This is a genomic window from Streptomyces sp. NPDC001002 (assembly GCF_053599215.1).
The window spans coordinates 1-11,383 of the sequence record NZ_JBSFLV010000227.1 but is presented as its reverse complement, the minus strand read 5'-3'; the positions used below and the strand labels follow the sequence as shown (position 1 = coordinate 11,383).

Here is an 11,383-nt window from a genome sequence, read left to right as displayed (position 1 = left end):
AGGGGGCTCGCGGTGTGCGGGCAGGGCGCGCAGGTGTACGACGCCGGCGCGGACCGGCTGCTCTGGTCGGTCACCCTGGACCGGGAGTTGGCCGAATCCTGTCCATCATGGAGCGCTTCTGCCGTCCCTGACGGCGCGCCTGCGGGGCACCGGCGGGCTGCTCACCTGGCTTGGGGGCCTTGCGCCAGCCGGTCACGGCGAGTACCGCACAGCCCAGCATGACGAGGAATCCCACCACGCTGAGCCAGACCTGCTTGGCGACCATTCCAGCCATGAGGAGCGCGATACCCACGAGGAAGCCCGCGACCGCCTGGTAGACCCGTCGCCGGGTGTACGTGCGCAGCCCGCTTCCCTCAAGCGCTGTCGCGAACTTGGGATCTTCGGCGTACAGCGCTCGCTCCATCTGCTCGAGCATTCGCTGCTCGTGCTCCGAGAGCGGCACGGAGTCCTCCTCATCGTGCAGTCGCCGGGGCGACTCGGGGGGTCCCTTCAGGATAGGCAGGGAATCGCCCCCGTGAAACCCGCCCCTCTGCGCCAATTGGCCAACCGGAATCCGCCATGAACGTCCCGGCCCGCTGAATCTTCCATTCCCCAGCAGCCGACCCGTCATGCCGGGTGGTCTCCCTCGATCATACGGCGACGAGCGCCCGATCGGGGGGCCTGTGGCGTACTCCATGTGCAGCCAAGTCCCTGATCAGCGGCGCGGCACAGGAGGCCGCTCAGGCCTCGGAGGCCCCTCGCGTCTCACCGAGCACGTGAAGCTGGGTGGCGACCGAGTGGAAGGCGGGCAGCGCGGCCGCCGCCTCCTCCAGCTTGAGCAGCGCCTCCAGCGCGCCGGGCTCGGTGTCCACGAGCACGCCGGGGACCAGATCGGCGAAGACCCGTACGCCGTGCACGGCACCGACCGTGAGGCCCGCGCCCTCGACCAGAGCGGTGAGCTGTTCGGCGGTGAAGCGGTGCGGGACGGGGTCACCCGTGCCCCAGCGGCCGTTCGGGTCGGTGAGGGCCTGGCGGGCCTCGTTGAAGTGGCCGGCGAGAGCGCGCGCGAGCACGGCTCCACCGAGGCCTGCGGCGAGCAGGCTGAGGACGCCCTCGGAGCGTAGGGCGGCCACCACGTTGCGGACGCCCTCGGCCGGGTCGTCCACGTACTCCAGGACGCCGTGACAGATCACCGCGTCGTAGCCGCCGCGCTCGACCACGTCGAAGAGCCCGTGGGCGTCGCCCTGGACGCCCTGGACACGGTCGGCGACCCCGGCCTCGGCGGCGCGGCGCTCCAGCGCGAACAGGGCGTTGGGGCTGGGGTCGACGACGGTGACGCGGTGGCCGAGGCGGGCGACGGGCACCGCGAAGTTGCCGCTGCCGCCGCCGGTGTCGAGGACGTCCAGCGCCTCCCGGCCGGTGGCCTTGACCTGTCGGTCGAGGGCGTCCCGGAGGACCTCCCAGACCACGGCGGTACGGAGGGAGGCGCGGGGCCGGGAGGGGTCGGAGCGCAGCGGCGTCGTTTGCGGGCGGTCGTGGGAGACGGGCGGGCGCATCGGGTCCGACACGGCAGTTGACTCCTCGGCGCGGCACCGCCTCTTGCGCGGCGGAGCGAACGGAACGCCTCCCCTGCCGGGGCATGCGGGAGGCTTCAGGCGCCCTCCACCCTATTGCCTCCGATACCGGACCCGGTCACGCGACGGCGTCCCCCGCCGACCCGTCTCACGAGCCGGACCAGGGGCGCCCGGACTCGGCGCCCGGACCCCGGCGATCGGGTCACCTACCCGCCCTCCGGCGCCCGCCGCCCCGCGGGTCCCCGCGACACCCGGACCTCCTGGCACGCCCCCTCATCCCGCGTCCGGGTAGTCGCGCTCGCGGTCGCTGTCCGGGGCCGCCTCCTGGTGGTGGGTGTCCTGGCGTGGTTGTGGGAGGACAGGCTGGAGAACGAGCATGCGCTCGACGAGGCGGAGGAACATCGCCACGTCGCGTATCAGGTCGTCGGCGTCGCGGCGGCTGGCCGCTCCCTGGATGCCGGCCTCGGCGCGGGCGCGGCGGGTGGCGCCGGAGGCGAACAGGGCGCTCCACTCGGAGAGTTCGGGCACGATCTCGGGGAGCACTTCCCAGGCGCTCCGTATGCGGGCCCGCCGTCGGGCGTTCGGCTCGGGGCGTCCCCGGGCGGCGAGCACCGCGGCGGCAGTGCGCAGGGCGGCGAGATGGGCCGTGGCGTAACGCTCGTTGGACGTTTCCAGGACGGCGGCCTCGTCGAGTCCGGCGCGGGCCTGGGCCAGCAGGTCGAGGGCGGCGGGTGGGGCCGTGGTCCGGCGCAGTACGGGGTGCACATCGCTCGCCGGTCCGGTCAGTGAGGGGGCAGGGCCGGTGGCGCGGCGCCGACGGGCGGCGGCTGCGTGGTAGCTGGCCATGACGAACCTCCTGTCGTCTGCGTGACGGCTGTGTGGCCGTATGTGTCCATCGTGCGGTATGCCACTGACAATCCGATCTGACCTGCGCTTTTGCTTCGATCTAAGGTTCGGGATAGTTTTTGCACTGACCAGTCAGTTCAAAAACGAAGAGGGGGAACCGTGACCGGTGTCGGCGTCACGGCTCGGGATCTCGGGTTGAAAGGCCCGCGCGGCTGGGCCTTCCGCGGCATCTCGCTCGACGCGGAGCCCGGCTCGCTGATCGCGATCGAGGGACCGTCCGGCTCCGGCCGTACGTGTCTGCTGCTCGCGCTCACCGGGCGGATGAGGTCCACGGAGGGTTCGGCGACCGTGGGCGAGTGGCGGCTGCCGAAGCAGTTGGCGGCTGTTCGACACGTCAGCGGGCTCGCCCATGTCCCCGGTGTCACCGACCTCGACCCGGCCCTGACCGTCGGCGAGCACCTGCGTGAACGGGCGCTGCTGCAACGGCGGTTCGGCGACTCCCTGCGCGGGCTGCTGCGACCCCGGGCCGAGCGGGCGACGGAGACACGGCTGCGCATCGACTCCGCCCTGGCCGCCGCCGGGCTGGACCTGGAGGCGCTACCCAAGGGCGCCCGGACGGCCGTACGGGATCTGGAGCGGCTGGAGGCGCTGCGGCTGTCCGTGGCCCTCGCGCTGGTCGGCCGGCCGCGGCTGCTCGGCATCGACGACACCGACCTCAAGCTCGCGGACGCCGAACGGGCCGAGGTCTGGGCGCTGTTGAGGTCGCTCACCGCGTCCGGCACCACCGTCCTCGCCGTGTGCGGCGAGGCTCCCGAGGGCACCGTCGCGGTGTCCACGCGCGCGTCCCTGAAGACATCACCCGAGCCGTCACCCAAGACGTCCACCGAGGCATCGCCCAAGACGTCCCCGAAGGCATCCACGAAGGAGGAGCCGGCCGATGCGCTCGCCGAGACTCGCCGCCCTTGAGCTGCGCCGCTTCGGCCGGGGCAAGCTGCCCCGCGCCGCCCTGGTCGCGCTCCTGGTGCTGCCGTTGCTGTACGGCGCCCTGTACCTGTGGTCGTTCTGGGATCCGTACGGGCGGCTCGACCGCATCCCCGTGGCCCTCGTCAACGACGACAAGGGGGCGAGCGCCGACGGGAAGAAGGTCTCGGCGGGCGCCGACATCACCGAGGGGCTGCGCGAGAGCGACGTCTTCGACTGGCACGAGGTGAGCGCCGACGAGGCACGCGCGGGCGTGGAGGACGGGACGTACTACCTGTCGCTGACCATGCCGGCCGACCTCAGCCGGCGGATCGCCTCCAGCGCGGGCGACTCCCCCGAGACGGGCGCGCTCCAGGTGCGTACGAACGACGCGAACAACTACATCGTCGGGCAGATCTCGCGCACGGTCTTCGGGGAGGTGCGCGAGGCCGCGTCCACCAAGGCGTCACGGTCCTTCCTGGACAAGATCTTCATCTCGTTCTCCGACATCCACGGCCAGACCGTGAAGGCCGCGGATGGAGCCGACCAGCTCAAGGGTGGCATCGGGAAGGCGGAGAAGGGTTCGCAGGACCTCGCCGACGGGCTGAAGGACGCCAAGGACGGCAGCGGCAGGCTCTCCAAGGGGCTGAAGAAGCTCGACCAGGGCGCCGGTGACCTGGCGGACGGCTCCGCGCGCGTGGCGGCCGGCACGCGGACGCTCGCCGACAAGGTCAACGGGGTCGACGCGAAGGTGGCGCCCTTCCTCAAGGACAACGAGAAGACCATCGGCGACACGGCTCAGTTGGTCGCCGACTCCTCGAAGGCCGTCCGCGCGAACCTCGGCACCCTGGTGAAGGCGGCCCCGATCGCCGCCAAGGGCGCCCACACGGCGGCCGACACCCTGGACGACGTCTACCAGGCGCGCTGCGTGCACCCCGTACTGCCGGACGCGGCCTGTTCCGACCTGAAGAAGGCCAAGGACGCCGCCGCCCAGGTGGCCACGGTCGCCGACGACCTGAACACGCTGATCGGCGACCAGGACGGCGACCTGAAGAAGCTCGACAAGAACCTGGCCACCCTTCAGAAGCAGGCCCAGGCGCTCGCCGACCGCGCGCCGCACCTCTCCGAGGATCTGGCCGGTGCCGTCGCCAAGATCAACAAGCTCAACGACGGGGCGGCGAAGGTCGCCGCGGGCGCGAAGAAGCTCAACAAGGGGCTCGGCACGGCCAGTTCGGGTGCGACGGACCTGGACGCGGGCGTCGGCAAGCTCAGCACGGGCGCCGAGGATCTGAGCGGCGGGATGTACAAGCTCGTCGACGGCTCCGGGAAGCTCGCGGGCGGGCTGCATGACGGCGCCGGGCAGATCCCCGACTACGACGAGCAGGACCGCGACGCGCGCACCGACGTCATGGCCGACCCGGTCCAGCTGGTCTCCAAGGACATGCACAAGGCGCCCAACTACGGCACCGGTTTCGCCCCGTACTTCATCCCGCTGTCCCTGTGGGTGGGCGCGATGGTGGCCTACATGCTGATCGCGCCGATGAACCGGCGCGCGCTCGCCGCGGGTGCCTCGGCGTGGCGGATCGCGCTGGCGGGCTGGCTGCCGGTGGTGGCGATCGGGGTGCTCCAGACGGTGGCCCTGATGTCCGTGCTCCACTGGGCGATCGGCCTGGAGATGGTCCGCGCGGCCGGAACGGTGGGCTTCCTGTTCCTGGTCACGGCGTGCTTCGCGGCGCTCGTGCAGTGGCTGAACGCGCGCTTCGGGGCGGCGGGCCGGATCCTCGTACTCGCCCTCCTGATGCTGCAGTTGACGTCCGCGGGCGGCACCTACCCGGTGCAGACCAGTCCGGACTTCTTCAACGCACTCCACCCCTTCCTACCGATGAGCTACATCGTCGAGGCCCTCAGGAGGCTGATCACGGGCGGGGGCCTGGGACCGGTGTGGCACGCGTGCGTGGTGCTCGTCGCGTTCACCGCGGGCGCCCTCGCGCTGACCGCGGTGTCCGCCCGCCGCCGTCAGGTGTGGACCCTCGACCGTCTGCACCCGGAGCTGAGCCTGTGAGAATCGGGACCATGGAAAGCAGCAGCATCCCGTCGGGCGGCAGCACCCGCCGCGAGGCCACCCGACAGAAGCTCTACGAGGCGGCCGTCACGCTCATCGCCGAGCAGGGCTTCTCCGCCACCACGGTGGACGAGATCGCCGAGCGTGCCGGGGTCGCCAAGGGCACGGTCTACTACAACTTCGCCAGCAAGTCGGTCCTCTTCGAGGAGCTGCTGCGGCACGGCGTCGGCCTCCTCACCGCGTCCCTCCGGGAGGCCGCCGAGCAGACGGCCCGGGACGGCGGCAGCAAGGTGGACGCCCTGGACGCGATGATCCGCGCGGGACTCGGCTTCATCGCCCGCTACCCGGCCTTCACCCAGCTGTACGTGGCGGAGCTGTGGCGCACCAACCGGACCTGGCAGTCCACGCTCATGGTGGTGCGGCAGCAGGTCAACACCGTCGTCGAGGACGTGTTGAGCGACGGTGTGGCGGGCGGCGAGTTCAGCGACGAGATCGACATCAGGCTGACCGCGGCCGCACTGGTCGGCATGGTCCTGGTCGTCGCCCTCGACTGGCAGTCCTTCCAGCCGGAGCGCTCCCTGGACGACGTCCACGCGGCGATGTCCCGACTGCTCCAGGGACGCGTCAGCGGTCACCGGGGCTGATCGCCGACCGGCACACGAAAGCGCCGGTCCGCTGTGGCCGCGTCCCCCGCGGGCCACCTCGAACCGGCGCCTTCTCGTGCTCCCCCGTGTTTCCCGTTCCCCCTGTTGGGACCCCGTTCCGGTCATTCCCCCGGGTTCCCCCGTGCCTCGCTCCCGCCGACAGTGCCGGCGGAAGGAGCGGATCGTGGGCGGCTCCGTTCCGGCGCCCCGTGTCGCCGGTGCCGGAGCCGATCCCCTTTCCGTGTCTCCACTCTCTCGTTCACGCAGGTCGGGCCCCATCCGCGCGCGTACTCAACTCACCCACTAGGTACGCGTACTCAGCCATCCGCACTCAGCCCCAGGACTCTTGGTCGCCGACTGGTTACGATCGCCCCCGTGTCCGTACTTCCCCTGGTCTTCACCAGCGGCTGGGCCAGCGGCATCAACGCCTACGCGGTGGTGCTGCTGCTCGGCGTGTTCGGCGCGACCGGGCTGACCGACGACGTGCCCGAGGCGATGCAGCGCCCCGAGGTCCTCGTCATCGCCGGCGTGCTGTTCCTGATCGAGGCCGTCGCCGACAAGATCCCCTACCTCGACTCGGCCTGGGACTCGGTGCACACCGTGATCCGGCCGGTCGCCGGTGCCTGGGTGGGCGCGCTGCTCGCCGGGCAGAGCGGGTCGATGAACGACGTGGTGGCGGGCCTGGTCGGCGGTTCGACGGCGCTGGCCAGCCACACGGTCAAGGCCGGGACGCGGATGGCGATCAACACGTCGCCGGAGCCGTTCAGCAATGTGATCGTGAGCCTGGCCGAGGACCTCGGGGTCGGCGGGCTCGTCACGTTCGCGATGTTCCATCCCCAGGCGGCGGCGATCATCGCGGCCGTGCTGCTGGTGGCCGGACTGACGGTGCTGATCTTCCTGATCTCCCGGATCCGCCGCTATCTGCGCCGCCGGGCCCAACGGCGGGAGGAACGCAGACTCGTCTCACGGGTGGACCGGCCACCCGACTGACAGTTGACCAGCCGCCCGACCGACGGCCCGTGCCGGGATTGTCAGTGGCGGTCGATAAAGTCGCAGGCATGGGACGGATCACGGTGATCGGCGCCGGGATGGGCGCGCTGGCGGCCGCCGCCCGGCTGGCCATTGCGGGCCACCGGGTGGCGGTGTACGAGCGTGCGGAGACGTACGGCGGAGCCGTGGGCCGCGTCGAGCGGGACGGCTTCGCCTTCGACACCGGACCCGGTCTGCTGCCGTTGCCCGCGGTCTGGCGCGACCTGTTCGTGAAGACCGGCAAGGAGCCCCTGGAGGCGTGCGTCGAGCTGGTCCAGGTCGATCCGTCCGCGCGGCACCTCTTCGCGGATGGCACCGAGGTCACGCTGCCGAACGCCTCGCGCGCGGGAGCGGTCACCGCCCTGGACGAGGCGCTCGGCGGCGGCGCGGGCGACCGCTGGGGCGACTTCCTGGTGCGGGCCCGCGAGGGCTGGGACCGCACCCGCCGGCCCCTTCTGGAGGAACCCCTGTGGTCCGACTGGTCGGTGCTGGGCGAGCGCGAGCCCTACCCGTCGGTCCCGCACAAGCGGCTGCTGCGCACCCGGCGGGCCGCCACGCTCGCCGAGATCGGCGCCTGGGAGCTGCGCGACCCCCGGCTGACCGCCCTGCTGGAGAGCCACGCACTCGCGTACGGCCTGGATCCGCGAGTCGCTCCGGCGAGCGCGGCCGTCCTGCCGTACCTCGACCATGCCTTCGGCACCTGGTACGTCCGGGGTGGGCTGCGGGAGTTGGCGCGCGCGGTGTACGAGCGGTGCCTGGCCCGCAGGGTCAAATTCCACTTCGGCAGCGAGGTCACCGGGATCCTGGAGAAGGACGGCCGGGCGGCGGGGATCGAACTCGCGGACGGCTCGGTGGCGGAGGCCGACTTCGTGATCGCCGGTGTCGCACCCGACGCGCTGGACCGGGTGCGGGGTACGGCGGTGCGGTGCGACGGCGAGGTCCCGCCGCAACGCGGGCTGCCGAGCCGCCTGTCGGTCCTGCTGGCGCTGCGGGGCGGGCGACCTGAGGGGACGGCGCATCGGACCGTCGTCCACGCGGAGGAGCGCGAGCGGGAGTTGGACCTGCTCTTCGGATCAGGCACAGGCACAGGCACGGGCATGTCGTCCGGGCCGGCGACCAGACCCACGGTCACCGTCCTGCGGCCCGACGATCCGCGGCTGGTCCCGGACGCCGCGCACGAGGCCATCACGCTCACGGCCGTCGTGCCGGCCCAACTCGGCGGGGGCCAGGCGGAGTTCGCGAGCTACGAGCAGCACGCCCAGCACCTGATCGACGTCGCCGAGCGGGCCGTCCCGGAGCTGCGGGAGCGCCTGCTGTGGCACGAGGTCCGCACCCCCACGCACATAGCGGAGGCGACCGGCGTGGCGGACGGGGCCGTACCTGCGCCCGCACTGGCCGCGGCCGGCGGTGCGCTGCTGCACCCGGCCAACACCACCCCGCTGCCCGGCCTGTTCACCGTCGGTGGCTGGTCGCACCCCGGCGGCGGGCTCGCGCACGCGGGGATGTCGGGCGCGCTGGTGGCCGGACTGATCGTGGAGGGACCGGAGTTCCGGGGCTCTCAGTGAGGTGAGCCCCGGAAATCAGCGCTGCTGAGACGTCAGAAACGGTACTGCTGCTCGTCGTACCCGTGCTGCTGCTGGCCCTGACCCTGGCCGTCGTGCTGCTGGCCCTGGCCGTTGTCCTGGTAGCCGTACGACTGCTCGGGCGGCAGTTCGCCGCCGTAGGACTCGTCGGTGCGCTGCTGCGGAACCCACACTCCGTTGCCCGGGGTGTCCGTGCCGTAGCTCGTGTTGCCGTACTGGTCCTGGCTGTAGCCCTGCTGCTGGCCGTACTGGTCGTAGCCGGCGTCGTAACCGCCGCCGTAGGCCTGGGTGCCGATGTACGGGTCGGAGTAGGCCGCGTACTGCTGCTGGCCCGTGGTGTCGTAGCCGTACTGCTGCTGGTCGTAGCCGGAGTAGTCGTACGCGTAGTTCTGCTCGGCGCCCTGGGCGGCCGTCGCGTACTGGTCCTGGCCGGGGTACGCGCCGGACTGGTCGTTGTTGTTGGCGGCGGCGTACGCGGCGTCGCTGTAGACGCCGTACGAACCGGTGTCGTCCGGGAGCGGCTGCGGCTCGTAGACCGCGGTCGACTCGGCGGCCGTGGGCTGCGCGGAGCGGGTGGGGGCGAACACGTCGTCGCGGTCGAAGTCGTCGGCGTCCTGGCGGTAGGCCGCCCGGTCGTCGCCGTAGCCGCCCTCGCCGTAACCGGCCTCCGCCGACTGCAGGTCGGAGACCTCCAGGTTCGGATCCTGGTCGGGCTCGCCGCCGCGGCGGCGCTTGGAGTCGTCGCCGGCGCCCGGCCGGCTGACCGCCCAGCCGGAGGCGAAGCCGCGGCGGAACGACAGCGTGACGTAGGTCTGCCCGACCGCGAACGCGGCAGCACCCAGTCCGATGACGATCACCGAGGGGATCAGCACCCCGAGCACGACGCCCAGGAAGCCGACGAAGGCCAGCAGTCGCCAGCGCAAGCGCGCCTTGTACTGCAGCAGCACCTCGCCCAGTAGCCATAGCGCGACGATGCCGAACGCGATGTAGAGGACCGTCCAGCCCATGTACGCCCCTCTCCCAGTGGCCGCTACGCAGTGTGTCGTATGTCCGTGCGGCCGGTCTAGGCCCGCGGGGGGTGGTGCAGGCCCAGGTTCTCGTAGATTTCCAGGGACGCCGTGGAGTTGTTGAGCGTGATGAAGTGCAGTCCTGGCACGCCTTCGTCCAGCAACCGCGCGCAGAACTCCGTGGCGAATTCGATCCCAATGGAGCGTACAGCGGCCGGATCGTCTTTTGCTGTGAGGATCCGCTCTTTCAGGACGGAGGGGATCGCCGCGTTGCTGAGCTGCGGAAGTCGTTCGAGCATCTTCACGCTGGTGACCGGCATCACCTCGGGGATGACGGGGGTGTCGCAGCCTGCGGCGGCCACCCTGTCGCGCAGGCGTAGGTACGACTCCGGTTCGAAGAACATCTGCGTGATGGCGTAGTCGGCGCCGGCCCGGCACTTGTCGACGAAGTGCTCGACATCACTGTCCCAGTCCTCGGAACGCGGGTGCATCTCCGGGAAGGCGGCGACGCCTACGCAGAAGTCGCCGGACTCCTTGATGAGCCGGACCAGTTCGGCCGCGTAGGTCAGGCCCCGCGGATGCGGCACCCAGTCGGCCATGGGGTCGCCGGGCGGATCGCCGCGCACCGCGAGGATGTTGCGGATCCCCGCGTCGGCGTACTGGCCGATGATGTTGCGCAGTTCGGCGACGGAGTGGTTGACCGCGGTGAGGTGGGCGACCGGGGTGAGGGTGGTGTCGGCCTCGATCTGCTGGGTCTCCTTGACGGTGCCCGCGCGGGTGGAGCCGCCGGCGCCGTACGTCACGGAGACGAAGTCCGGGGCGACCGCCTCGACCCTCCGCAGCGCGCCCCACAGGTTCCGCTCCCCCTTGGGGGTCTTCGGCGCCGAGAACTCGAACGAGTACGTCGTCTTGCCGGACGCCAGGATGTCGCGCACCGTGCGTGCGTGGTCCGTCCTGGTGGATGCGGTTCCGAGAGCCATACCCGCAGGTTAACCAGGGGGCGGCGGTCACCCAACCGGATGCCGGATATTTGCCCGGATTGTCTGCCTGTTGTCCACCCATCGGACAACCGAACGGACAGCCGGGCGGGCGGCTGGACGGGCAAGCGGGCGGGCGCCTGGACGGGCAAGCGGATGGGCAAACGGATCGGCTGACGGGCGAATCGCCGGGCGGTCCCGCTGTCGCCCGCGGGCCATCCTGCCGTCACACCCCGCGGTCCACCCGCCCCGTCACACTCCGCGCAGCCGCTTCGCGAACTCCGCCGCCGCTGCCCCGGGGTCGTCCGCCTCCGTGATCGCCCGCACCACGACCACGCGGCTGGCGCCCGCTTCCAGCACCTCGTCGAGGTTGCCGAGGTCGATGCCGCCGATGGCGAACCAGGGGCGGTCGGTGCCGAGGGCGGCGGTGTGCCGGACCAGGTCGAGGCCGGGGGCATGCCGGCCGGGCTTGGTGGGGGTCGGCCAGCAGGGGCCGGTGCAGAAGTAATCGACGCCCTCCTGGACGGCGGCGGCCTCGGCCTCCGTCTCCGCGTGCGTGGAGCGGCCTATGAGGACGTCGTCCCCGAGGATCGCGCGGGCCGCGGGGACCGGGAGGTCGCCCTGGCCGAGGTGGCGGTGGTCAGAGGCGGCGGTGGTCGGGGCTGCGTCGGCGCGAGGGCTGGTCGGTCTGAGGCCGCGGCGGTCTTGAGCCGTGCCGCGGC

11 protein-coding genes and 1 pseudogene are annotated in these 11,383 nt (G+C 71.7%); 6 read left to right on the top strand and 6 right to left on the bottom strand.

The annotated features are described in order from the left end of the window. A pseudogene (locus ACWDR3_RS45455) lies at positions 1 to 99 on the top strand (hydrolase); the annotation flags it as partial. Here the strand turns inward: ACWDR3_RS45455 and ACWDR3_RS45450 are convergent. The 3 genes from ACWDR3_RS45450 to ACWDR3_RS45440 all read right to left on the bottom strand — a co-directional run bounded on the left by ACWDR3_RS45450 (position 71) and on the right by ACWDR3_RS45440 (position 2,399). Continuing rightward, positions 71 to 442, bottom strand: coding sequence for a DUF3040 domain-containing protein (locus tag ACWDR3_RS45450; RefSeq protein ID WP_450358576.1), 372 nt, complete (start codon positions 440 to 442; stop codon positions 71 to 73). The pseudogene ACWDR3_RS45455 and the gene ACWDR3_RS45450 overlap by 29 nt on opposite strands. A 277-nt stretch (positions 443 to 719) precedes the next feature. Beyond that, positions 720 to 1,547, bottom strand: coding sequence for a class I SAM-dependent methyltransferase (locus ACWDR3_RS45445; RefSeq protein ID WP_450358575.1), 828 nt, complete (start codon positions 1,545 to 1,547; stop codon positions 720 to 722). A gap of 279 nt (positions 1,548 to 1,826) precedes the next feature. Continuing rightward, positions 1,827 to 2,399, bottom strand: coding sequence for an SAV_6107 family HEPN domain-containing protein (locus tag ACWDR3_RS45440; RefSeq protein WP_450358574.1), 573 nt, complete (start codon positions 2,397 to 2,399; stop codon positions 1,827 to 1,829). Between the two features lie 159 nt (positions 2,400 to 2,558). Between ACWDR3_RS45440 and ACWDR3_RS45435 the strand changes: the two genes are divergently transcribed. The 5 genes from ACWDR3_RS45435 (at position 2,559) to ACWDR3_RS45415 (ending at position 8,659) form a co-directional block, all read left to right on the top strand. Next, positions 2,559 to 3,365, top strand: a complete 807-nt coding sequence (locus ACWDR3_RS45435) for an ATP-binding cassette domain-containing protein (protein ID WP_450358573.1) — start codon at positions 2,559 to 2,561, stop codon at positions 3,363 to 3,365. Beyond that, positions 3,337 to 5,421, top strand: a complete 2,085-nt coding sequence (locus ACWDR3_RS45430; protein ID WP_450358572.1) for a YhgE/Pip family protein — start codon at positions 3,337 to 3,339, stop codon at positions 5,419 to 5,421. Before ACWDR3_RS45435 ends, ACWDR3_RS45430 begins: the two co-directional genes overlap by 29 nt. 11 nt (positions 5,422 to 5,432) lie before the next feature. Continuing rightward, entirely contained in the window at positions 5,433 to 6,065 is a 633-nt protein-coding gene (locus ACWDR3_RS45425) for a TetR/AcrR family transcriptional regulator (protein WP_450358571.1), read from the top strand. Positions 6,066 to 6,440: 375 nt separating this feature from the next. Next, positions 6,441 to 7,055, top strand: coding sequence for a DUF4126 domain-containing protein (locus ACWDR3_RS45420; protein ID WP_450358570.1), 615 nt, complete (start codon positions 6,441 to 6,443; stop codon positions 7,053 to 7,055). 68 nt (positions 7,056 to 7,123) lie between these two features. Further along, entirely contained in the window at positions 7,124 to 8,659 is a 1,536-nt protein-coding gene (locus tag ACWDR3_RS45415) for a phytoene desaturase family protein (protein WP_450358569.1), read from the top strand. Positions 8,660 to 8,691: 32 nt separating this feature from the next. Here ACWDR3_RS45415 and ACWDR3_RS45410 read toward each other — a convergent pair whose 3' ends face one another. The 3 genes from ACWDR3_RS45410 to ACWDR3_RS45400 form a co-directional block, all read right to left on the bottom strand. Continuing rightward, a complete protein-coding gene (locus ACWDR3_RS45410; protein WP_450358568.1) occupies positions 8,692 to 9,684 on the bottom strand; it encodes an SCO2102 family sporulation regulator in 993 nt (330 codons plus the stop codon). A gap of 56 nt (positions 9,685 to 9,740) precedes the next feature. Continuing rightward, positions 9,741 to 10,664: a methylenetetrahydrofolate reductase [NAD(P)H] gene (gene metF / locus ACWDR3_RS45405; RefSeq protein WP_450358567.1), complete on the bottom strand. Its 924-nt coding sequence runs from the start codon at positions 10,662 to 10,664 to the stop codon at positions 9,741 to 9,743. Between the two features lie 249 nt (positions 10,665 to 10,913). Continuing rightward, a partial coding sequence (locus ACWDR3_RS45400) for a thiamine phosphate synthase (protein ID WP_450358566.1) occupies positions 10,914 to 11,383 on the bottom strand: 470 nt, incomplete at its 5' end.